This is a genomic window from Candidatus Villigracilis vicinus, assembly GCF_016702885.1.
GTDB classification, from domain to species: Bacteria; Chloroflexota; Anaerolineae; order Anaerolineales; family Villigracilaceae; genus Villigracilis; species Villigracilis vicinus.
In genome coordinates this window covers 1-21,057 of record NZ_JADJDD010000028.1, presented here as the reverse complement: position 1 = coordinate 21,057, position 21,057 = coordinate 1, and the positions used below count along the sequence as shown (strand labels likewise).

At 50.9% G+C, this 21,057-nt stretch carries 22 protein-coding genes, 2 pseudogenes and 1 riboswitch; of the genes and pseudogenes, 18 read left to right on the top strand and 6 right to left on the bottom strand.

All coding sequences use genetic code 11. The features are described 5' to 3' along the window. The first annotated feature begins 28 nt into the window (after window positions 1-28). Window positions 29-138, top strand: a riboswitch (TPP riboswitch). A gap of 104 nt (window positions 139-242) precedes the next feature. The 5 genes from IPG80_RS20465 (at window position 243) to IPG80_RS20445 (ending at window position 5,182) form a co-directional block, all read left to right on the top strand. Then, a complete protein-coding gene (locus tag IPG80_RS20465) occupies window positions 243-881 on the top strand; it encodes a thiamine diphosphokinase (RefSeq protein WP_345111160.1) in 639 nt (212 codons plus the stop codon). Window positions 882-907: 26 nt separating this feature from the next. Then, window positions 908-1,936 carry a thiamine ABC transporter substrate-binding protein gene (locus IPG80_RS20460; RefSeq protein WP_345111157.1) on the top strand — a complete coding sequence of 343 codons (1,029 nt, stop codon included), beginning with the start codon at window positions 908-910 and terminating at the stop codon, window positions 1,934-1,936. A gap of 87 nt (window positions 1,937-2,023) precedes the next feature. Continuing rightward, window positions 2,024-3,739, top strand: a complete 1,716-nt coding sequence (locus IPG80_RS20455) for an iron ABC transporter permease (protein ID WP_345111155.1) — start codon at window positions 2,024-2,026, stop codon at window positions 3,737-3,739. Next, complete coding sequence (locus IPG80_RS20450; protein WP_345111152.1) at window positions 3,739-4,674, top strand: ABC transporter ATP-binding protein; 936 nt, start codon at window positions 3,739-3,741, stop codon at window positions 4,672-4,674. The genes IPG80_RS20455 and IPG80_RS20450 overlap by 1 nt, the downstream gene beginning before the upstream one ends. A gap of 58 nt (window positions 4,675-4,732) precedes the next feature. Beyond that, window positions 4,733-5,182 carry a DUF402 domain-containing protein gene (locus IPG80_RS20445; RefSeq protein WP_345111150.1) on the top strand — a complete coding sequence of 150 codons (450 nt, stop codon included), beginning with the start codon at window positions 4,733-4,735 and terminating at the stop codon, window positions 5,180-5,182. 25 nt (window positions 5,183-5,207) lie between these two features. On the opposite strand, the gene IPG80_RS20440 is transcribed toward IPG80_RS20445, so the two are convergent. The 3 genes from IPG80_RS20440 to IPG80_RS20430 all read right to left on the bottom strand — a co-directional run bounded on the left by IPG80_RS20440 (window position 5,208) and on the right by IPG80_RS20430 (window position 6,943). Then, complete coding sequence (locus IPG80_RS20440) at window positions 5,208-5,357, bottom strand: hypothetical protein (protein ID WP_345111147.1); 150 nt, start codon at window positions 5,355-5,357, stop codon at window positions 5,208-5,210. Window positions 5,358-5,413: 56 nt separating this feature from the next. After that, a complete protein-coding gene (locus tag IPG80_RS20435) occupies window positions 5,414-5,986 on the bottom strand; it encodes a DUF4126 domain-containing protein (protein WP_345111144.1) in 573 nt (190 codons plus the stop codon). A gap of 117 nt (window positions 5,987-6,103) precedes the next feature. After that, window positions 6,104-6,943 carry a DUF2085 domain-containing protein gene (locus IPG80_RS20430; RefSeq protein ID WP_345111141.1) on the bottom strand — a complete coding sequence of 280 codons (840 nt, stop codon included), beginning with the start codon at window positions 6,941-6,943 and terminating at the stop codon, window positions 6,104-6,106. Window positions 6,944-7,002: 59 nt separating this feature from the next. On the opposite strand from IPG80_RS20430, the gene IPG80_RS20425 reads away from it, so the two are divergent. Continuing rightward, window positions 7,003-8,088: an ATP-dependent 6-phosphofructokinase gene (locus tag IPG80_RS20425; protein WP_345111139.1), complete on the top strand. Its 1,086-nt coding sequence runs from the start codon at window positions 7,003-7,005 to the stop codon at window positions 8,086-8,088. A 60-nt stretch (window positions 8,089-8,148) separates the two neighbouring features. Here IPG80_RS20425 and IPG80_RS20420 read toward each other — a convergent pair. After that, a pseudogene (locus IPG80_RS20420) lies at window positions 8,149-9,233 on the bottom strand (aminopeptidase). A gap of 177 nt (window positions 9,234-9,410) precedes the next feature. Here IPG80_RS20420 and IPG80_RS20415 point away from each other — a divergent pair. From IPG80_RS20415 to IPG80_RS20400, 4 genes are all read left to right on the top strand, one after another. Beyond that, entirely contained in the window at window positions 9,411-10,253 is an 843-nt protein-coding gene (locus tag IPG80_RS20415; protein WP_345111136.1) for a radical SAM protein, read from the top strand. 39 nt (window positions 10,254-10,292) lie between these two features. After that, window positions 10,293-10,682 carry an SPASM domain-containing protein gene (locus IPG80_RS20410; RefSeq protein WP_345111133.1) on the top strand — a complete coding sequence of 130 codons (390 nt, stop codon included), beginning with the start codon at window positions 10,293-10,295 and terminating at the stop codon, window positions 10,680-10,682. 107 nt (window positions 10,683-10,789) lie between these two features. Next, entirely contained in the window at window positions 10,790-11,083 is a 294-nt protein-coding gene (locus tag IPG80_RS20405; protein ID WP_345111131.1) for a ubiquitin-like small modifier protein 1, read from the top strand. Then, on the top strand, window positions 11,083-11,340 hold the full coding sequence (locus IPG80_RS20400; protein WP_345111128.1) for a DUF1952 domain-containing protein: 258 nt from the start codon (window positions 11,083-11,085) through the stop codon (window positions 11,338-11,340). The genes IPG80_RS20405 and IPG80_RS20400 overlap by 1 nt, the downstream gene beginning before the upstream one ends. Before the next feature lie 163 nt (window positions 11,341-11,503). Here IPG80_RS20400 and IPG80_RS20395 read toward each other — a convergent pair. After that, window positions 11,504-13,329, bottom strand: a pseudogene (locus IPG80_RS20395) (aldehyde ferredoxin oxidoreductase family protein). A 234-nt stretch (window positions 13,330-13,563) separates the two neighbouring features. Here IPG80_RS20395 and IPG80_RS20390 point away from each other — a divergent pair. The 5 genes from IPG80_RS20390 (at window position 13,564) to IPG80_RS20370 (ending at window position 18,861) form a co-directional block, all read left to right on the top strand. Beyond that, window positions 13,564-15,060, top strand: a complete 1,497-nt coding sequence (locus IPG80_RS20390; RefSeq protein ID WP_345111125.1) for a bi-domain-containing oxidoreductase — start codon at window positions 13,564-13,566, stop codon at window positions 15,058-15,060. 5 nt (window positions 15,061-15,065) lie between these two features. Next, window positions 15,066-15,707, top strand: coding sequence for a Gfo/Idh/MocA family oxidoreductase (locus tag IPG80_RS20385; RefSeq protein WP_345111122.1), 642 nt, complete (start codon window positions 15,066-15,068; stop codon window positions 15,705-15,707). 8 nt (window positions 15,708-15,715) lie between these two features. Next, the gene (locus IPG80_RS20380; RefSeq protein WP_345111119.1) at window positions 15,716-16,267 is read left to right on the top strand and encodes a GNAT family N-acetyltransferase; all 552 of its coding nucleotides are present in this window, start codon (window positions 15,716-15,718) and stop codon (window positions 16,265-16,267) included. Between the two features lie 59 nt (window positions 16,268-16,326). Continuing rightward, a complete protein-coding gene (hutH, locus tag IPG80_RS20375) occupies window positions 16,327-17,865 on the top strand; it encodes a histidine ammonia-lyase (protein ID WP_345111116.1) in 1,539 nt (512 codons plus the stop codon). A 78-nt stretch (window positions 17,866-17,943) separates the two neighbouring features. Beyond that, window positions 17,944-18,861 (top strand): hypothetical protein, encoded by a 918-nt coding sequence (locus IPG80_RS20370; RefSeq protein ID WP_345111113.1) that lies wholly within the window; start codon window positions 17,944-17,946, stop codon window positions 18,859-18,861. A 127-nt stretch (window positions 18,862-18,988) separates the two neighbouring features. On the opposite strand, the gene IPG80_RS20365 is transcribed toward IPG80_RS20370, so the two are convergent. Next, window positions 18,989-19,945: a DUF4352 domain-containing protein gene (locus IPG80_RS20365; RefSeq protein WP_345111111.1), complete on the bottom strand. Its 957-nt coding sequence runs from the start codon at window positions 19,943-19,945 to the stop codon at window positions 18,989-18,991. Between the two features lie 316 nt (window positions 19,946-20,261). On the opposite strand from IPG80_RS20365, the gene IPG80_RS20360 reads away from it, so the two are divergent. Genes IPG80_RS20360 through IPG80_RS20350 form a run of 3 tightly spaced genes read left to right on the top strand, consistent with a single transcriptional unit; the run spans window position 20,262 to window position 20,955 of the window. After that, a complete protein-coding gene (locus tag IPG80_RS20360; protein ID WP_345111109.1) occupies window positions 20,262-20,480 on the top strand; it encodes a hypothetical protein in 219 nt (72 codons plus the stop codon). Window positions 20,481-20,497: 17 nt separating this feature from the next. After that, window positions 20,498-20,695 (top strand): hypothetical protein, encoded by a 198-nt coding sequence (locus IPG80_RS20355; protein WP_345111107.1) that lies wholly within the window; start codon window positions 20,498-20,500, stop codon window positions 20,693-20,695. Continuing rightward, window positions 20,692-20,955, top strand: coding sequence for a hypothetical protein (locus IPG80_RS20350; RefSeq protein ID WP_345111105.1), 264 nt, complete (start codon window positions 20,692-20,694; stop codon window positions 20,953-20,955). Before IPG80_RS20355 ends, IPG80_RS20350 begins: the two co-directional genes overlap by 4 nt. Window positions 20,956-21,057 lie beyond the last annotated feature (102 nt).

The following is a 21,057-nucleotide window of genomic DNA, read 5'->3' as shown; positions in this document are numbered from 1 at the left end:
GCACTCTTGGCGGTCATATACTGAAAGTTACAACTGAACGGGGAGCCTTTTCGAAAGGCTGAGAGGAGTGTGAACGCGCTCGACCCGCAGACCTGATCTGGTTAATACCAGCGGAGGGACCTCTTGTTTTGCCTGCCAACATCCTCCGCTGCCGAGGATGTTTTTGTTTAACGGACAATGGACGACGGACCACAGACCATGGTTCTTCCCATCGTCCATTGTCTATGGTCTATCGTCACCTTATGAGAATCATCATCTTTGCCAACGGCAACCTGCCCAATCTCGAAAAAGCCCGCCAACTCATCCGCCCCGATGACTTCATCCTCTGCGCGGACGGTGGCACGCGCCACGCCCTCGCATTGGGACTCACTCCCAATGTGGTCATCGGAGATTTGGATTCGGTAACCAAAGAAGAAAGAAAAAAGATGAAAGAATTGGATGTTGAGATTATTCAGCATCCCACAGATAAAAACGAGACCGACTTGGAACTCGCTATCGATTATGCGCTAACCCTTAACCCAAATCAAATTCTTATCCTCGCCGCCCTCGGCGGTCGTATGGACCAAACTCTCGCTAATATTGCCCTCATCAGTAACTCGTCACTCGTTACTCATAACTTGAGAATTACTGACGGCGTCGAAGAAATTTTCTTTTGTAGAGACCATGCCCAAGTCATAGGAAGAAGCGGAGACATCGTCTCACTCATCCCTTGGCAGGGAGAAGTCACCGGCGTATTCACCGAAAACCTGCGCTGGCATCTTCATCATGAAACGCTCTATCCCGATAAAACCCGCGGCATCAGCAACGAAATGACATCTGATACAGCCACGGTTTCAATCACGAGCGGATTACTGCTCATCACACATATCACTGGTAACTGATTACTAGTTACTAAAAAGGAATTCCCATGAAAAAGCTTTTACTTCTTACTGTTTACTGTTTACTGCTCTCCGCCTGCGCCCCCGCCGGACCCACCACCCTCACCATCATGACCCACGACTCCTTCGCCATCACCGAAGATGTTGTCACTGCTTTTGAAACTACCAACAATGTTGATGTGGTTTTCCTGCAAAGCGGTGACGCAGGCACCATGCTCAACAAAGCCATCCTCGCTAAAGACGCCCCGCTCGCAGACGTGATGTTTGGCGTGGACAATACCTTCCTCTCCCGCGCCCTCGAAGCGGACATCTTCGATGCCTATCAATCACCCGCATTGAGCGACGTGCCTGCCGAGTTCGTGCTTGATTCTTCCTTCCGCGCCCTGCCCGTGGACTATGGCGATGTCTGCATCAACTACGATAAAAAATATTTTTCAGAAAATAATTTAGCTGTGCCGCAAACGCTAGGCGATCTGATTATGCCTGAATATAAGGGATTGCTTGTGGTTGAAAACCCTGCTACTTCCTCGCCGGGGCTCGCGTTTTTGCTCGCAACCCGTGCATATTATGGCGACGGCTATCTTGATTACTGGAAGAGATTGAAGGAGAACGGTGTGGTCATTGTAGGTAGTTGGGAGACTGCCTATTACACCAACTTCAGCGGTTCCTCGGGGCGTGGACCTCAACCCATTGTTATTTCATATGGGACATCTCCTGCGGCAGAAATGATCTTTGCTTCTCCGCCCCTTGATGATGCACCTACAGCATCCAGCCTAGGTCCTGGCACCTGCTTCCGTCAGGTTGAATTTGTTGGCATTCTCAAGAATGGACAGAACCGCGACCTCGCCGAAAAATTCGTGGACTTCATGCTGGGCAAAGAATTTCAAGAAGATATGCCTCTCAACATGTTTGTCTATCCCGTGAACCAGACTGCGAAATTACCCGAAGTTTTCGTAAAGTATGCCCAGGTCACTGACCAACCTGCTTCCATCACTTACGACGAAATCGCCTCGAACCGTGATGCTTGGATCGAGGCGTGGACAGAAGTGATGAAATAAGAACTTTACTCACCACAGATGAGCACAGATAAACGCGGATAACAAAAAATCCAATTTATCTGTGTTTATCTGTGGTTGATATTTTGAATGAAGCTTTCATCAGCACTTTCCACTAAAACACGTTTATACCTATCTGCCAACTCGCGGATTTTTCTTTGGATTCCAACTCTCCTTTTTCTTTTTTCTTCTTTCTTCTTCCCCCTCTTCAAAATCCTCGACCTCACCTTCAACCTCGAAACCTTTACCAACCTAAACAATCTCTTCATCGCTCGTGACTCGTTACTCTTTACTTTTTATCAAGCCGCCCTCTCCACCCTCCTCACCTTCACCCTCGGACTCCCCGCTGCTATCCTCTTCTCCAAATTTGACTTTCGCGGTAAATCACTTCTTCGCGCCCTCACCGCCGTCCCTTTCATGCTGCCCACCGTCGTCGTCGCTGCCGCCTTCAACTCGTTATTCAGTCAACGCGGCTTTTTCTTTCTTCTGTCTTCTTTCCTCTGTCCCACTGATAACTGTTCACTGATCACTGCCTCACTGCCTCCCCCTTCCCCCTTCATCCTTATTCTCATCGCTCACACCTTTTACAATACCTCAATCGTTATTCGTATTGTTGGTAATGCCATCTCACGGCTTGATCCCAAACTCGAAGCCTCTGCCCGTTCCCTCGGCGCGGACACTTTCCATGTGTGGAAAGATGTCATCCTACCAATCCTTCGCCCCTCGCTCCTCGCCGCTGCTTTGCTCGTCTTCATGTTCGACTTCACCAGCTTTGGCGTCATCCTCCTGCTGGGCGGATCTCAATTCGCCACCCTCGAAGTGGATATCTACATCCGTGCCCTGCAACTGCCCAACCTAAATCTTGCCGCGCTCTTATCTGTCATTCAACTCATCTTCACCCTCATCTTTTCTATTCTGTACTCGCGGGCAATAAACCAAGTGAGCACCCAAACTGCCCCGCGCTTTTCTATCGCACGTCCGCCTAAAACCATCAAAGAACGCCTCTTTGTTCTTACTGTCTACTGTTCACTGTTCACTTTCTTTCTACTGCCCTTACTCTCTCTCCCCATCCGCTCCCTCACCCGCCTCGAAGCCGACCGTGGACAACGCGACGAAGTCCAATATGGATTCACCACTGACTACTACGAAGAACTCTTCATCAACCGACGCGGCTCGTTGTTCTACGTCCCGCCAGTGCAAGCCGCTGTTAACTCATTGGGATTTGCTGGCATCACCGTCATCCTTTCGCTGGCGCTTGGCTATCCCGCCGCTTACGCTCTCGCCAAACCGACTCGACTCGAAAAAATTCTCGACCCCTTCCTCATGCTTCCGCTCGGCGCCTCAGCTGTGATGATGGGACTCGGCTTCATCCTCTCCTTTGGGCGGCTCATTGCTTCGCCTTTCTTTATTCCCATTGCGCACACACTCATCGCTTTACCCTTCGTGATTCGCACATTACAACCTGCGCTTGCATCCATCCCCGAAAGACTTCGCCAAGCCGCATCGACTCTCGGTGCATCACCATTCCGCGTTTGGCAAACTGTAGATTTTCCCATCCTCGCGCGCGCCACACTCAGCGCCGCCACCTTCGCCTTCACCGTCTCGCTCGGCGAATTCGGCGCGACCCTGCTCATCACCCGCCCCGAATATCCCACCATCCCCATCGCCATCTCGCGCTTCCTCTCGCAGCCCGGCGGTCTCAACTACGGTCAAGCCATGGCGATGGCAACCGTCCTCATGCTGCTGACCACGCTTAGCATTTTGCTCATCGAAAAACTGCGTTTCAACAACGCCGGAGAATTCTAATGCTCGAACTTCGCAACATCGTCAAATCCTACGAAGGCAAGCCGCTACTCACCGACATCTCTTTCACGGTTTCACAAGGCGAAACCGTTTGTCTGCTTGGGGCATCGGGCAGCGGCAAATCCACCATCTTGAGGATGATCGCTGGATTGGATTTTCCTGAACGTGGAGCGATTCTGCTAAACGGCCTTGACCTCGCCCAGACACCGCCTCACCTCCGCGACTTTGGCTTGGTCTTCCAAGACTATGGGCTTTTCCCTCACCTGAACGTTTTTGACAACATCGCCTTCGGTTTGAAGATGCGTAATGCCTCTGCTGAAGAAATCAAACAACGTGTTACTTTGCTTTTGGAACAAATTAACTTAGCTGGTTTTGAAACACGAAGTATTACTGACTTATCTGGCGGTGAACAACAGCGCGTGGCTCTTGCGCGCGCACTTGCGCCAAGTCCGCGCCTGTTGATGTTCGATGAGCCGCTCGGTGCATTGGACAGGTCACTAAAAGAAGACCTGCTCAACGAAATCCGTGGTATTTTGCGAAAGACGAATATTCCCGCTATCTATGTTACCCACGATCAGGAAGAAGCCTTCACCATTGCAGACCGCATCCTTGTTTTGCACGAAGGCACCATTATCCGCGATGGTGTGCCGAGCGAAATTTGGAAAGACCCACAGTCCGCTTTTGTGGCGAAGTTACTGGGGATCGGGAATGTCATTGATGGGGAGGTGGTGGCAGAGAATAAAGTTAAAACCGCATTTGGTGTTTTTTCTCTAGATTGTAAAAAACAAGTTAGAGAGAAACTTCAATTGCTCATTACTACTGGGGAGGGAAAGGGAGAGGAGATACAACTTACAGTGGAAGACATTCTCTTTAAGCAGGACCAGTTCCAAGTCAAAGCGAGAGGCGGTCCTGATCGAAGGGCGGGCTCATCCACATGAAAGAAGCGCCAAAGGTCGGGGATGTCATCACCGTGCAGGTTCAGGTAAAATGCCTGTCATGAAAATCCTGAAAAAGAATCTAGCCGATGAAGTCACCTGGCAGTACGACAGTGAAGTGCTGCGCCGAGATGATAATTCTATTACAGTCGAAGCCTTCTTCAACCGCGAGGACATGCCTTTTCAAGAAATCGTCTTGAAACGAAATGACCGTTTTGTCGAAACTTTTTATTTTGATAAATGGTACAACATCTTCGAGATCTATGACCGTGACGATGGCAAGTTGAAAGGCTGGTATTGCAATATCACCAAGCCTGCCATCATTGAAGTGGACTCGGTTTCGTATGTGGATTTGGCGCTTGATCTTTGGGTTTCTGCCAATGGCAAGCAGACCATTTTAGATGAAGATGAAATGGAAGAATTGAAGTTGGGGGAAGTCTTGAAGGAGAAGGTCTATGCCGGTTTATACGAGTTGCAAACGTTCTTTAATCAAAAAAATCCCCTGCCATAAACAGGGGATTTTTTTGATTTGAAACTTAGAAGTTGTTCCAGACGTAGTAGCCGATGCCGGAAGCGAGAACACAGCAACAGCACAGTACAACAGCGGCGACAACACCGATGATGATGTTGCGATTGTTGTTGGAAGGTGCCGGAGTTTCGGACGGGGTGACGGGCATTTCAGACATGATTTCTCTCCTTAATTAGATTAGCGTGAAAGTAATTTTGTGCATTATAAACGATGTCAGGCTGACTGGGACTTTTGTACCCTGCCCAGCCACCACCAGATCAAGAGTACGATCAGGATGATAGCAAGCGTTCCAGCAATCAAGGGCAGGAGGATCGCCAGGACAGAGGCGACTGTTGCGAAGATATCTTCCGCAATGGAAACGGGAACATTTCCCACACCGCCTGTGGTGGCTGTGATGGCAGGGCGGACCGCCGCAGCTTTTACAGTATGGACACTGCCAGCCACAAGTAGACCGCAGGCAAGCGCCAGCACGGGGTTTACGTCGGTGATGACGTTGGCGCTGGCGGCAAAGGCAATGGCTCCGGCTACAGGGCGGATTATGGTTTGGATAAGATCGTTAATGTGATTGACGGCTGGGACTTTATCCGCAATCATTTCGATGATGACGAGTACACCCAGCAGGATAAGGATCCATGGGTTGGCGAGCAGGTCGAAAGGTGTTGCCAGGTTGAGCGTCTGGGGAAAGTAGTGTGCGATCACTCCAACGACCAGAAGTGGAATGTAAGCGTTCAGCCCGGCGCTGGCAGAAAGCCCAAAGGCGGTGAAGATTCCAAGTAAGAGTTCCATTTTTTATTCTCCTTCGTTACAAACGAACTTCGGAAGCCTTTGTATTTTCTCGATTTTGTCACAAGACTTCCGAAGTATTTAATTTACTTATTATACGATCTTGTTATCTCTTCGTTGCTACCCTGTAAGACCGGGAAAACCGTTCCATGTGCCGGTGAGTTGCAGCCTGAACAAGTCAATGCTTAGGATGAGCAGTAATGCCAGAGTTAAACCCGAGGCGAAAGCCAACCATAACTGGCGTGGGCTCTCGAAGGTATTATCCTGTTTCATGATGATGATCCACAGCAGCCCGAACACAATGACCAATAGCCCAAGTGTGCCAAGAGCACTGAGATAGGCAATGGGGTAGAGCACGATGGGGCTGTCGGTGAGGACAAGCAGGTTGATCACGATAATAGCGACGGTCAAAATCCCAAGCTGCTTCCAGCCGAGAGCCGGGCGGTCGTCAAGTTCGCGCCAGAGAGTCTGGTTGATGACGGGATAAAGCATGGCGGCGAGTGCAATGCCCATGCCGCTGCCAGTGAAGAGGCGTAAGGTCTGGTTGGGAATATATAAGTTGGGGATATTTTCCAGCCCGCCTGAGGTTTGTTTAAGAAGATACAGGTAAGAGTTGGAGCCATCCACACCGAAGGCGACGAAGAATGCGAATAAGACCGCCATGACACCGCGCGAGGGCAGCTTGCTGTTTTTTCCGCTGACGATGAGCTGGAATAGAAGCGCCAATCCTGCGGCGTAGAACTCACCCGTACAGCGTGCGCAGAGCGGGAGTTGGCGGTCACCGATCTGGAAGGAACGTGCGTCAATACGGTGACAGACGGCATAGCCGATGGCGTCCAATTTACCGAGCGCGCCTTCAGGGGCGATAATGAACCAGGCAATCACAGCCGCAATGGCGGCAATGGGGACGACCCAACTGGCAATGTTCTCGAATTTTGATGGTTGTGAATTTGTTTGCATCCGTCACATTATACCCAGCGCTTTTGGATTATCATAGTAATTGACACAGGAGCAACACAATGAAACGAATTGGAATATTAACAGGCGGCGGTGATGCACCCGGTTTGAATGCGGTCATCCGTGCAGCAGTCAAGACGGCGATCAATGAATATAAATGTGAAGTGATCGGGATTCGCGATGGCTATGATGGCTTCCTAGACCCACAAAGCGGCATTGTTCCATTGGGGATGGAAGAGGTACGGGGAATCCTGCCGCGCGGTGGGACGATCCTCGGTGCGGCGAATCGCGGTAATCCATATGCCCGCAAGGTCATTCGGGATGGCAGGGAGGTGACGATCGATGTTTCGGATGAGATCGTAAAAGGCATCGAGGAACAAAGATTGGATGCGCTGCTCGTCCTTGGTGGAGATGGGACACTTCACATTGCTCATGAACTGGCAATGAAAGGGGTGCCGATCATTGGTGTACCGAAGACAATCGATAATGACATTGGCGGTACGGAGATCACCTTCGGGTTCGATACTGCTCTGAACATAGCCACTGAAGCATTAGATCGTTTGCATACGACCGCAGAGTCTCATCACCGTGTCATGGTTATTGAACTGATGGGACGTGACGCAGGGTTTATCGCCTTGAATGCGGGTGTTTCCGGCGGTGCTGATGTGATTCTGATCCCTGAACTTCCGTTTAAATTTGAGAATATCTTGAAAAAGATTCGATCTCGCAGCGAGCAGGGACGAAAATTCAGTTTGCTTGCCGTTTCAGAAGGCGCCAAACCGGTTGATGGGGCGCAGGTCTATTCCCGCAAGGGGAATGAGGTCTATGTGCCGCGCCTGGGCGGGATCGGGCAGATCGTTGCTGAATATATTGAACAACAGGGCTTCGAATCACGCGTGACTGTGTTGGGTCATGTTCAACGCGGCGGGACTCCAACCGCCTTTGACCGCTGGTTGGCGACGCGTTATGGTGCAGCGGCTGTCCGTTTGGCGAATCGTAAAGGCTTCGACCGTATGGTCGCGCTGCAATGTGGCGAGATCACAGATATTCCACTTGAAGAAGCAGTTGCAGTTCCCAAACGGGTAAATCCGCTTGGAGATGCTGTGATTACCGCTCGCAACATCGGCATTTCTTTTGGTGATGAATAATAAAACAGGTCACGCATAAAGCGTGACCTGTAACTTTAACGATCAACCTGCACTCTTCAATTATTTATCAAAAACGAATTCCCCGTTCTTATAGAACAACTCACCATCTACAAGGATCTCTGCATCGGTGCGCATATCACAGATCATGTCCCAGTGAATGGCACTCTTATTCTTGGAGCCCGTTTCCGGGTAGCCTGCGCCAAGCGCCATATGGAAGGAACCGCCGATCTTCTCATCGAAGAGGATATTTCCGGTGAATTGCTGAATGTCGAAATTGGTGCCGATGGCAAACTCGCCGAGATAACGCGAGCGCTCGTCGCTATCCAGAGTTTTAAGCAGGAAGTCCAGGTTCTTTTCGGCATTTGCAGAAGTCACTTTGCCGTTCGAGAAGGTCAATTCTGCACCAAGGACGCTGGTGCCTTGATAATTGGCAGGGTATGTAAACTTCACCCAGCCATTTACCGATTCTTCCACCGGACCGGTGTAGATCTCGCCATCGGGCATATTATGCGTGCCATACGAATTGATGAAAGTGCGCCCCTTGATCGAGAGGGTTAAGTCTACGTTCGGTCCGCGCAGGACAACCTGATTCTTGCCCTTCATAAAGTCAGCTGCAGCTTTCTGGTTTTCCTTCACCTGATTCCAAAAAGCGATGGGATCTTCTTCATTGGCATGTACTGCACCAAAAACGAAATCTTCATATTCCATCAAGCTCATACCGGCATCCTGGGCATACGCTTCGGTGGGGTAGAGGGTGGTACACCACTTAAAAGTATCATCTGCGCCGCGGCGGAATTGTGCTTCGGTAATGACCGAAGTCGCCTTGTTGCGGCGTTGGATCTTCACCGGGTCGATGTTGGTCGTCCCTTTTGTGTTGGTTGCCGAGTGAATACGGATGCGCCCTTCGAATTGATCGTAGGCTAATTTATAAAAGAGGGCACGAAATCCAATTGTGCGTCAGAGGCGTAGGTCAGGTACAGCTCATCCTGACTGAAAGGCATGGTGCCGGGCAATGCCATCATCAGATGCGGATGCCCGCCTTTCTCCAATATTTGCACATACAACTCTCGCAAAAGCGGCTCGGCAGCTGTGGTACCTTCAAGCAGAATGCGGTCACCGGGTTTTACACGGGCGGAATGCTCCACCAAGATTTTTGCGTACCTTGAAACGCGGATATCAGCCAACGGAATACTCCTAAACAAGGGAATGACGAAATTATAACACTCCCAAATTGCAAGCACAAAAAGTAACTTTTGTCACATGAAATTTCGGCAAAAAAGGATATGATTTGTAGTAATTCGCTTTCTTGCAAGGAGTTTTATATGACCATTTTGTCGGTAAAATCTACCACCGCCTGGGCTGAAGTGGACGAAAACGGACGCCTCATTCTTCCGCCCGAAGTTGCCCGCCAATACGGGCTGAATCCTGGCTCAAAGGTTCGTCTCGACGAAGGCACAAACTTCGTCCGCATGCACCGTCCGGTCACTCACCTCACCAAGATTTACATCGAACCCACCGTCGATTGCAACCTCGACTGCATTACCTGCTTCCGTAACGCTTGGGATCAGCCCATCGGCAAAATGACCGAAGCGACCTTTGAAAGCATCCTCAATGGCTTGAAACAAATGGACCCGATCCCCAGTGTTTATTTTGGTGGAATCGGCGAACCGCTCTTTCACCCCAAAACCATCGAATGGATCCGGCGTATCAAGCAGGAGTTGGGCGTAAAAGTTGAGTTAATCACCAATGGCACCACCCTCACTGAGAAGAAATCCCGCGAACTGATCGATGCCGGGCTGGATGTGCTTTGGGTTTCCATTGATGGCGCTACTCCCGAAAGTTATACCGATGTGCGCATGGGGGCTGAACTTCCCAACATCGTGGCAAATATGAAACGCCTTGTCAAAATGCGCGCGGCAGGACATTACCCCAAGCCTGAGATCGGTGTGGCATTTGTTGCCATGAAACGTAACATCAAGGATTTGCCAGAGGTGATCAACATCGGTAAATCCATCCGTGCCAAGTATTTCTCGGTGAGCAACCTTCAGCCGCCAACCGAAGACATGCAAGGCGACCGGCTGTACAATCAAGCCACCCGCAATATTGCCTACCTTAATGCCGGAGCATCTTCCGCGCATCAGCCTGCCCAAAATGGATTTTACTGAAGAAACACGCGATGCTCTTTTGCGGTTTTCAACAGCGGATTGAACGTCAGTTATGCGGGCAACAACTGGGGCGGTGCGAATGATGTTTGCAACTTCGTCGAGAATGGCACCATGTCCATTGCGTGGACGGGGGAAGTCAGTCCGTGCTGGCCGCTCATGCATACTCACATAAGTTATCTGCATAACAAACCGCGCGTTGCCAAAAAACATATTATCGGGAATGTGCGTGAGAAAACGCTTGAGCAGATCTGGCTCGACCCGGAATACCTTGCCTATCGCGAGCGCCTGCATAATTTTGCTTTTGCGCCCTGCACCTTCTGCGGCGGCTGCGACCTTTCTGAAACAAATCAGGAAGACTGCCTTGGTAACACGGTTGCCCCGGTCTGCGGCGGATGTTTGTGGGCGCAGGGTATTATTCAGTGTCCGTAACTGAAAAGTAAAGAGCAAAGACCCGGAGAAAACCCGGGTCTTTTTGTTTTGATGGCGGTAAAATAGGAATGCCAAAGGGTATCAAAAAAATAATAGAGGTGTCATTCATGGAAGAGATGCTTATGAAAGTGAATTTCTATGCCACATTGCGACCGATCGTCGGTCAAAAAACGGTGGAGTTGACTCTGTCTCACGGCACGACTGCCATTCAATTGGTGCATATGTTTGTGGAGGGGTATCCCGCCATGCGCAAGGAACTGCTGGATGAGCAGGGGAATTTTTTGCCGCACATGAAGTTCTTCATCAATGGGCGCGAAGCGGTATATCTGCCGGAGAAGTTCGAGACCATTATTCAACCTGCGGATAAGGTGGATATTTTCCCGCCGGTGGGTGGCGGATAATGCGCACCATCGTGCATGAGATGCGCGGGATTCCTTATTATTTGCTCAAGGAATACTTACAGGAACTTGGGGGTACGCTGCATGATGAGGATTTCATCCAAGGGGATGGCTGGAGTGTCAAGATCGAAAGGATGGAACCATTTCGTCTCTTTTCGTTGTCTGTCGGTCAATCGCGTTTGACGATGGAGTTGGAAGAGCGCGTTGCAGATGATTTTCTGGAGCGGTTCACGAAGAAGACGTTGAGGGCGGGGGGATAAGGGAAATGCAGAATGATGAATGCGGAATGATGAATTTGTCAGCGGGGATAAATGCTTGAGGAAACAGAATCAGGTTCGAGATTAAGAAAGAAGCGGAATTAAATCAAAAGCGACGTGTCCATTGGACACGTCGCTTTTATTTACTAATTACCAATCACCAAACTTAAGCGATTTCCAATTCCTTCAACTTGGCTTCGCTGACGACACCGTTATCCCAACCGCGGGCGGTGTAGTATTCGGCGAGCATGTCGTCCAATTCGCAAACATGTCCGACGGAGCCGGGCTGTGTGGATGCTTCCTTGGTGAAGCGATCAGGAAGAACATCGGTGCCAGCGCCGAAACCAGCGAGGTTGTTGTAATGGCGTTCGAGGTTGTAGATGCGCTCGCCGGTCTTGAGGACATCGTCGGTGGTAAAGGGGACGCCGGTCATGGCGGCGTATTGCTGGGCGTATTCATCGGTGCCCATGGCGAATGCGCTGAATTTGCAGAGGTCCATGCTGTCGGAGAAGGCGTGAATGTCCTGGAAGACTTTCACGAGGCCGCCCTTGTCTTTCCAAGCCAGGGATCGACCTTGAGGGAGCCGAAAGGCATAACGCCCAATTCAGCGGCGGCAACGTAGGCGCGCAGATGGCAGGCGCCGCGGTTGGATGTGGCATAGCCGAGGCCCATGCCCTTCATGCCGCGCGGATCGTAAGCGGGGATGCCCTGACCCTTGACGGTCATGGCGAGTTCGGGATGACCGAAATGCTTGGCGGTGGCTTCTGCGCCATCAGCCATGACGTTGCCGAGGCCTTCGCGCTTGGCGATCATTGCGGCGGCATTGGTCATGCCGTCAGCATCGCCCCAGGCGATTTTGCCGTCGCCGTTGGTATAACCCTTTTCGCTGGCTTCCATCCAGATCGAGATCGGGTGACCGATTTCAATGGCGTCAAAGCCGAAGTCGTTGGAGAGGTCGATCATCTTGGCGACGAGGCGGGCGTCGTTGTTGCCGCAGTTCGCGCCGACAGACCAAGCCGGTTCGTATTCCACAGATTCCATGCGCAGACCCTTGTACGGGCCGTCTTTGACTTCCACTTCCTTTTTGCAAGCGACGGGGCAGGCATGACAGGTGGGGTTGTCAACGAGCAGATTTGCGTTGATGTATTCACCGCTGATCTTTTCGGCGTTTTCGCCGTAGGATGTGACCATGCTGTTCTTGGTGGGCAGGGCGCCGATGCTGTTGGTGATGTTCATGAGCACGTTGGTACCGTACACAGAGAGACCACCCTTGCGCGGGCTGGTGATATTCTCTTCAGCCATGATGTTCTTGAGGGCGCGGTCGTGAGCAGGTTTCCAGGCATCGCGGTCACTGGCTTTGACGATGGCTTTTTCAGCCTTGATGACGATGGCTTTGAGGTTCTTCGAGCCGCCGACTGCGCCGGTGCCGCCGCGTCCGGAGGCGCGGTCATTTTCGTTGACCCAGCATGCGAACTTGACCTGGTTTTCACCAGCCTGACCAATGGTGATGACGGTGAGGTCTTTTTCGCCGTATTTGTTCTTGAAGTGCTTGACAGTGTCGTGAACACCCTTGCCCCAAACTTCAGAGGCATCGAGCAGCTCAAACTGACCATCATGGATGTAAACATAGGTGGGTTTGGCGGCTTTGCCTTTGAAGACCAAGCCATCGTAGCCAGACCAGCGTAAGCGGGCAGCAGACCAGCCGCCATGGTGAGAATCAGTCACGGTTCCGGTAAGAGGTGACTTCGTCACGATCGCCATGCGTCCGCTCATGTTGGCTTCGGAGCCGGTGAGGGGTCCGTTCATGAAGCACAGGATGTTATCGGGGGAGAGGGGATCAACTTTCGGTCCGTTATCGAAAACGTACTTTACGCCCAAGCCGCGTCCGCCGATATATTTGCGGGCGTCATCTTCAGCGATGGGTTTGAATTCCACTTTACCAGCGGAAAGGTCTACCCACGCTACCTTGTTTGCATAACCACCAAGTTCCATGATGTTTCTCCTTTTTAACAAATGAATATAGAACGGCGCATGCCGTCCTGTTTAATAAAGGATACATGGCATAAAAAGAAGAATCAATATTTAAGTTTTTCCTTAACCGAAGATGTGACAGATGTCACGTTGCGCATCTTTTCACAATAAATATTTTCATCACAAAATCTTCATGGTTAAAAAAACGTTTCGTTAGAGCCTCAATTTCGCACTGTAACGGGTATACTTTTGCCCATGAAGCAACTTTTGCAAAACATCAAAGATGGCAAGACCATTGTTGAGGAAGTTCCCATTCCCACCCCGCGCGAAGGACAGGCACTTGTCAAAGTTTCGTCCAGCCTTGTTTCGGCAGGTACCGAGCGCATGGTGGTGGAATTCGCAGAAAAAAGCTATCTTGGCAAGGCGCGTTCCCGCCCTGACCTCGTCAAACAAACGCTCGATAAAGCCAAACGTGAAGGCATCATGCCGACCGTGCAAGCGGTCTTCAACCGCCTCGACCAGCCGATGGGCTTGGGCTATTCCACTGCTGGAACCATTGTGGCGCTTGGCAAAAATATGCAAGGCTTCAAGGTCGGTCAACGGGTGGCATGTGCGGGCGGGGGCTATGCCACGCACGCCGAATATAATGTCGTGCCGCGCAATCTCTTAACCCCGCTGCCCAAAAATGTTGATTTTGAGTCTGCGTCTTTCACCACCCTCGGCGCAATTTCTCTGCACGGATTCCGCCTGGCAGAAACTCAGCTTGGTGAAAATGTCGCTGTGATCGGTTTGGGTCTTTTAGGATTATTGACGATTCAGTTGGCATCTGCGGCAGGATGCAACGTCCTCGGCGTTGACATTGACCCGAAGCGGGTCAAGCTCGCCTCCTCTCTTGGAATTCAAGCTGTTACACGTCCCCAAGCCGAAGCGACCGCCTCAGCCTTTACCGCCAATCGCGGCTTCGATAGCATCATCATTTGTGCTGATACATCTTCAAACGACCCGGTTGAACTGGCAGGTGTGATTGCCAGAGACCGCGCTAAAGTGGTGGCGACAGGTGCCGTGGGGCTTAACTTTCCGCGCAAGGTTTACTACGAAAAAGAGATTGCTTTCATCAACTCGCGCTCCTATGGACCCGGTCGCTATGACCTGAACTACGAAGAGAATGGACAAGACTATCCCATCGGTTATGTGCGCTGGACAGAGGGACGTAATTTTCAAGCGGTCGTTGACCTGATGGCAAGTGGAAAGTTGAACGTCGCGCCGTTGATCTCGCATCGCTTTGATATTGAAGAAGGTGTGAAAGCCTACGAAGTGATTACGGGGAAGAAGAAAGAACCGTTCCTTGGGGTTCTCCTTACGTACCCGGAAAGAAAGATGAAAGAGGAAAGAAAGGTTGAGTTTCCTTCCATCGTTCATCGTCCGACGTCTGTCGTCAAGCTTGGCGTTTTAGGCGCCGGTCTCTTTGCCAATTCCACGCTATTACCCGTTCTCAAAAATAACAAAGACTTTGAATTGGTGGGCATTGCCTCTTCTGGCGGACTTCACGCCCAGCACTCTGGCAAGAAGTTTGGCTTTCACTATGCCACGTCTTCAGAAGATGAAATTATCAATGACCCGAAGATCAACACGGTAGCTATTCTTACCCGTCACGATACCCATGCGGATCTGGTGCTGAAGGCATTGAAAGCGGGTAAGAATGTATTTGTAGAGAAACCGTTGGCGGTTGATAGTAGACAGTTGCAGCAGTAACAAAAGTGCTATCAACTACCAACCATCAACTGTTAACCGTCGGCTTCAACCGTAGATTTTCACCTCTTGCTCAACAACTTCACGAATCACTCGTCACTCGTCAAGAACCCCTGCACGCCCATTACCGCGTCAACGCCGGTTTTATCCCCGCCAATCATTGGACTCAAGACGAAGCCATCGGTGGCGGACGCATCATCGGCGAAGCCTGTCACTTCATTGATCTGATCACATATTTCGTGGGTGCCTTGCCAGTGAAAGTCTCGGCGCATGCCTTGCCGAACAATGGCAAATACCGCGAGGACAATGTCTCAATGACTTTTACCTTTGCAGACGGTTCCATTGGTGTGGTGGATTATCTCGCCAATGGCGATAAGTCTATGCCGAAGGAACGATTGGAGGTGTTCTGTGGGGGAATGGTGGCGGTGTTGGATGATTACGTCTCATTGACCACGGTGAAAGATGGACGAAAGAAAGAAGAGCGCATTGCGCAAGACAAAGGCTGGAGGGCGGAGATGGCTGCATTCGCTGAATCAGTTAAGAGCGGGAAAGAGCCGCCGATTCCGTATGAGCAGATCATCGCTGTGACCAAGTCCGCATTTGCGGCGGTGGAGTCGATTCGGAGTGGGAATCCGGTTGAGATCAAATAGAGGCTGTCATGCAAATTGTGACGTTCGATGGAAAAGACGAAGGGCTCAAACATCAAATGGCGCAGTTGTTGGTGGATGCCTTCCGCGAGCATTGGGATGATGCGTGGGAGACGTTTGAGGATGGCTTGAAAGAAGTTGAAGAGATGTGCGAGACGGAGCGCATTTTCCTTATTGCTGTGGATGACGCTGGAAAATTGCTCGGCATGATCGGCGGCATTCCTCAATATGATGGCAACGTGTGGGAGTTGCATCCGCTGGCAGTGCAGCCGAGTTTACAAGGTAAGGGAATCGGGCGCGCGTTGGTGATAGAGTTTGAAGAGCAAGTAAGACAGCGCGGCGGATTAACGATCACACTCGGTTCGGATGATCAGGATGAAATGACGTCACTTGCGAATGTGGACTTGTATGAAAACTTGTGGGATAAGGTGAAAAGTATTCAGAACTTTAAGCGGCACCCGTATGAGTTCTATCAAAAGATGGGTTATGTCATTTCGGGCGTGGTGCCCGATGCAAATGGACGGGGCAGGCCGGATATTATCATGTCGAAGCGGGTGGCTTGATAGAAAATAAATCAGGTGGTCTCGACTGCTTGCGCTCGACCACCGACTAACGAGGTTACATGGAAACGATCTATCTGGACGGGCAGAGTTTGACCTTTGAGCAGGTGCAGGCGGTGGCGTATGGACAGGCAAACGCGCCTCGAGTGGAGATCAGTGACGCGGCGAAGAAGCTGGTGACGCGTGCCGCCGATGCGGTGCAGACTTTGCTCGCACGCGGCACGATTGCGTACGGAATCACTACGGGATTTGGTGCGTTCAAAGACCGCATTATTCCTGCGGATCAAGTGGAGTTGTTACAGCGCAATATTTTGGTGAGCCATGCAGTGGGAGTGGGGAATCCGTTTGATATCGCAACCACGCGCGCGATCATGCTTATTCGTGCGAATACGTTATCGCGCGGACATTCCGGCATTCGCCTGACGACCTTGCAACTGTTGGTGGATATGCTCAACGCGGGCGTGCATCCGGTGATTCCAGAGAAGGGGTCACTCGGCGCGAGCGGTGACCTGGCTCCGCTGGCGCACATGGCGCTGCCGATCATTGGTGAAGGTAAGGCGGAATATCAAGGCGAGGTGATGTCTGGCGCGGAGGCGTTCAAGCGCGCGGGGTTGAAGTCCATTACGTTGGCGGCGAAGGAAGGCTTGGCGCTGACGAACGGCACGACCATCATGACGGCGATGGGCGTCTTGCAAACTTTGCGGGCGGAACGATACAGCCAGACAGCGGATATTGCCGGATGTTTAAGCCTCGAAGCCTTGAATGGAACGGACCTTGCTTTCGATGAGCGGATTCATAACCTGCGACCGTTTCCGCGTCAGATTGAGTGTGCCAGTTATTTGCGAAGTTTGTTGAAAGGCAGTGAGTTCAAACGCGAACATTCGTCGTTGAATGTGCAGGATGCGTACACGCTGCGTTGTATTCCGCAGGTGCATGGAGCCGTCCGCGATGCGATTGCGTATGCGCGTTGGGTCTTTGAAATTGAGTTGAATGCCGTGACGGATAATCCGCTGATCTTCATTGATGAGAAAGATGAAATCACGGTTCTCTCTGGCGGGAACTTCCACGGCGAGCCGTTGGCGATTGCGATGGATTACCTCGCGTTTTCGGTGGCGGAGTTGGGCAATATCTCGGAACGGCGCGTGATGCGTTTGACCGATGAAAGCTCGAACATCCATACCTTGCCTGCCTTCCTCACCAAAGAAGGCGGACTGAATTCCGGCTTTATGATCTTGCAATACACGGCGGCGGCATTGGCAACCGAGAACAAAGTCTTTGCCCACCCCGCCAGCGTGGACACGATTCCCACTTCTGCCAACGTGGAGGACCATGTCAGTATGGGCGCGACCGCTGCAATTAAGTTGCGAAGCGTGCTCGATAACGTGGAGCGAATCCTCTCGATTGAGTTGATGTCTGCCGCACAAGGCGTGGACTTCCGCAAGCAAGTGATTGGCGAAGAAAAACGATTGGGCGAAGGAACAAGAAGCGTCTACGCGTTGATCCGTGAACACATCCCATTTATTGAAGCGGATACGGTGATGTATGAGTATATGGAGTCGATGCGTCAACTTGTGGCGGAGGGGAAGGTCGTCGCTGTGTAGCGTGTTATCTTGAATATGCCTGCCTCTTTTGTCTTTATTCTTGGGTGTACAATGCTTGTATAGATACGCGAGGCGTTTATGACCCAAGATTTGAAAACTCAAAATGTTCTGTTGACCGGCGCACGCCAAACGATGACGGCGTGGTCGAAGGTGATCGAATCTCGCGAGGAGATTCCTGCTGTCTATCAAAGTCATTTTGAAAAGCACTTTGGAGATGGACAGCCATTTCCGTTGGTGATCTGGATGCCTGCACTGGAAAGAAATTTAGGGCGGACGACTGAAAAGCTGATCTGCGATACGCCAGAGGCTGTGTATATCTTCGAGAAAAACGGGCAGCAGGTCAATTCACTTTCTTATTTGTATGAAAATGTATATAGCGTGGAAGATGGGAACATCTTGCTGGATGCGTGGTTGACGATTCGCGGGCAGACGCAAGCGGGCGAGACCCGGGCAACGACGCTGTATTTCAACATGACCAGCAAACGTCACTTCGAAGGGATCTTGCACAAGCTGCGCGGTTTCACTCAAGAAGCGGATGCGAGTTCAGTTGCGGCTCAAAAGGATAAATTCAATTCGCTCTCCGATCGCAGTTTCAAATTCATGAACTACGGACGCGAAAGCCTGCTGCCCGGTGAGACCGTGCAGGGATTTATTCATCAGCCGGGGATCAAGAATCCGTTCTTCACGATCTTTGGCATGACCTTTTATAAACCCGCCTCTCTCGCTCATATGGCGGTGCGCACAGACCGCGAGTTGATCCTCATCCAGGAGACGGGCGACGATAAGGAAATGAGCTCGGCGCGTTATGGAGGCATTTGGCAATACATCCCCCTGCATTGCATTGACTCAATTTCTGTGGAAGACACAGCAGAAGATCGCGTAAAGCTTTTGATCCGCTGCCAGCCAGATGCCTTGATCGAGAAGATCTTTGACCGTTCTAATTTGGAAGAGCTGGAAACTTTTTGTAAGGATATGCAAAAGGCTGTTTCTGTATAACTGACTCACCTTGGACGCCTGTCGAAAGGGCAATCCTCTCATTGCATAACAAGGTTCTTAGTGATTTGGATGAGTTGCAGGGATGGTTTAGTCAACTGGTGGTGGATGGGAAGATGCTGACAACAGGTTAAGGTTCGAGCGCGAAGTAGATTTTGCCGAAGCCGAGGTAGGTTCCGTCGAATTCGTACATGAAGCCTTGAGCTGTTTCTGGCACTTCAAACTTGGCGGTGGTGACGAGTTGATCGCCAGGGAAGAGCGTGTTGTATTGCATGGCGAAGTCGGTGGAATAGCCAAAGCCCTGGGTGTCTTTGAGATAGGCGGCATAGGCGGGGTCAATTTCAATATCCTGCGAGCCAAGGTTTTGAAAGATCAAATCTATGTGGATTTTTTTGTAGCGGGTTGGGGTTTGCCCGTCTGCCGGGGGATATGTGACGTTTGTGACTTGAATGCTTAAATTTCCGAGGGTGGCGGTTTCGCCGATACCATAGACGGTTGGGGCGCGTTCGCCTTCCAGGGTGGTGGGAACTTCCGCGGAGCAGGGAACAGGTCCGAGGTCCCATGTGAGGCGTTGGGCGGGCAGGTTGTAATTTGGGTCGGCTTCCAATATCAATAAGTTGGGTTGTTCCTGAACCAGCATAAAGGTCAACCAGACGCGGACTCGCTCTCCGGGGGCAACGGTGGTGTAAAGCACATCGTAGGTGTCTTGCCCGTGACTGTCTTTGGATGTGTATTTGTCGCCGGTGTAGATCGTGGCGTTGCCGCGATTGACGATGAGCATATCCACATAGAGGGTGGGGGCGGTCATGAACGGCTCGTTCACAAGCACCCAGCCGAGCACCATCCAGGTCAGGTCGCCAGAGCGGACTTCATCGCCGACTTTGAAAGTGTTTTCGGCGGGAGTGTAGTTCGGCGCAGACAGTGTGGAGCGGTCTATGAATTCGGGTCCGTAGGGTTTCTGTGCTTCTTCGTTCACGGCAATCACCGTGGACATGGGGTTGGGGATTTGCGGCACAGAAACTGTGGAGCAGGCGAGGCTGCTTAGTAAGAGAAGGAGGATGGCTGAGGTGATCGAGTAGCGGTTCATGATATATTCCTTTTATATGACCCTTGTATTGTAGGGTTTGAAACGCAGACGATGAAGCCGCAAAGGTGGGGAATTTTTTACCCTCTTTGGTTGGGTGTGCTTGCGTGTTTGATTTCAAAGATATAATCACGGGGAAACAGCCCAAATTCCATTCTTCATTATTCATCCCACTCCCTTATGACTAACCGCCCTCTTCGCGTTTTCCTCTGCCACTCCAGCAATGACAAACCCGTCGCCCCACAAGGGGATGATACGCGAAGCGGGGAGTTGTATCAAAAACTTCGCGCCGAAGTATAATTGTCTTAAGAGGTGACCTATGGTTGTTATAAATATTCCCGTAGATAACGAAACCGCCAAAATCTATGAACAGGCACCACAGGCGGACAAAAAGAAAATGCAAATACTCCTAAGCCTTTGGCTGCGCGAGTTTGAAAAACCGTCCGTTTCTCTTGATGAGTTGATGGACGAAATCAGCCGCAAAGCAGAAGCGTGTGGATTAACCCCGAAAATTTTTGAAACCGATTTATTGGTATAAGGTATTTGGAGGTAAAAATGACTTTACAAGAAATGGAAGTTGCCATTCGCAACTTAAACCCCAAGGAATTAGACGAACTCATGGTATGGTTCGAAGAATATTACGCGCAAGTATGGGACAAACAAATTGACGATGACGCGAATTCTGGGCGTTTGGATAATCTGCTTGCCGATGTAGACAGGGAATATAAATCAGGTTCGAGCAAACCTTTATGAACCATCGCACCTTGCCGCGCTTCTGGGAGGACTATAAACGGCTGCCGAAAGATATACAGGCATTGGCAGATAAGAACTTTGAACTCCTCAAATCCGACTCTCATCACCCTTCGCTTCACTTCAAAAAAGTAAATATCCGCAAACAGTTATGGTCTGTGCGTATTGGGGCACAATACCGCGCTCTCGGTGTGGAAAAGCCCGATGGGATCATCTGGTTTTGGATCGGTTCCCATGCTGATTACGATAAACTCTTGAGCTAATTCATCATTCCTCATTCTGACTTCATCATTTATGAACCGCCCTCTCCGCGTCTTCCTCTGCCACTCCAGCAATGACAAACCCGCCGTCCGCGAGTTGTATCA

Bases quoted from the DNA above. Each gene is read 5' to 3' on its own strand.
- IPG80_RS20350 (WP_345111105.1), top strand. From the start codon at position 20,692: ATGAACCATCGCACCTTGCCGCGCTTCTGGGAGGACTATAAACGGCTG.
- IPG80_RS20400 (WP_345111128.1), top strand. From the start codon at position 11,083: ATGCGCACCATCGTGCATGAGATGCGCGGGATTCCTTATTATTTGCTC.
- IPG80_RS20355 (WP_345111107.1), top strand. From the start codon at position 20,498: ATGACTTTACAAGAAATGGAAGTTGCCATTCGCAACTTAAACCCCAAG.
- IPG80_RS20415 (WP_345111136.1), top strand. From the start codon at position 9,411: ATGACCATTTTGTCGGTAAAATCTACCACCGCCTGGGCTGAAGTGGAC.
- IPG80_RS20365 (WP_345111111.1), bottom strand. From the start codon at position 19,945: ATGAACCGCTACTCGATCACCTCAGCCATCCTCCTTCTCTTACTAAGC.
- IPG80_RS20455 (WP_345111155.1), top strand. From the start codon at position 2,024: ATGAAGCTTTCATCAGCACTTTCCACTAAAACACGTTTATACCTATCT.
- IPG80_RS20370 (WP_345111113.1), top strand. From the start codon at position 17,944: ATGACCCAAGATTTGAAAACTCAAAATGTTCTGTTGACCGGCGCACGC.
- hutH (WP_345111116.1), top strand. From the start codon at position 16,327: ATGGAAACGATCTATCTGGACGGGCAGAGTTTGACCTTTGAGCAGGTG.
- IPG80_RS20425 (WP_345111139.1), top strand. From the start codon at position 7,003: ATGAAACGAATTGGAATATTAACAGGCGGCGGTGATGCACCCGGTTTG.
- IPG80_RS20465 (WP_345111160.1), top strand. From the start codon at position 243: ATGAGAATCATCATCTTTGCCAACGGCAACCTGCCCAATCTCGAAAAA.
- IPG80_RS20460 (WP_345111157.1), top strand. From the start codon at position 908: ATGAAAAAGCTTTTACTTCTTACTGTTTACTGTTTACTGCTCTCCGCC.
- IPG80_RS20445 (WP_345111150.1), top strand. From the start codon at position 4,733: ATGAAAATCCTGAAAAAGAATCTAGCCGATGAAGTCACCTGGCAGTAC.
- IPG80_RS20435 (WP_345111144.1), bottom strand. From the start codon at position 5,986: ATGGAACTCTTACTTGGAATCTTCACCGCCTTTGGGCTTTCTGCCAGC.
- IPG80_RS20380 (WP_345111119.1), top strand. From the start codon at position 15,716: ATGCAAATTGTGACGTTCGATGGAAAAGACGAAGGGCTCAAACATCAA.
- IPG80_RS20440 (WP_345111147.1), bottom strand. From the start codon at position 5,357: ATGTCTGAAATGCCCGTCACCCCGTCCGAAACTCCGGCACCTTCCAAC.
- IPG80_RS20430 (WP_345111141.1), bottom strand. From the start codon at position 6,943: ATGCAAACAAATTCACAACCATCAAAATTCGAGAACATTGCCAGTTGG.
- IPG80_RS20405 (WP_345111131.1), top strand. From the start codon at position 10,790: ATGGAAGAGATGCTTATGAAAGTGAATTTCTATGCCACATTGCGACCG.
- IPG80_RS20360 (WP_345111109.1), top strand. From the start codon at position 20,262: ATGGTTGTTATAAATATTCCCGTAGATAACGAAACCGCCAAAATCTAT.
- IPG80_RS20450 (WP_345111152.1), top strand. From the start codon at position 3,739: ATGCTCGAACTTCGCAACATCGTCAAATCCTACGAAGGCAAGCCGCTA.
- IPG80_RS20390 (WP_345111125.1), top strand. From the start codon at position 13,564: ATGAAGCAACTTTTGCAAAACATCAAAGATGGCAAGACCATTGTTGAG.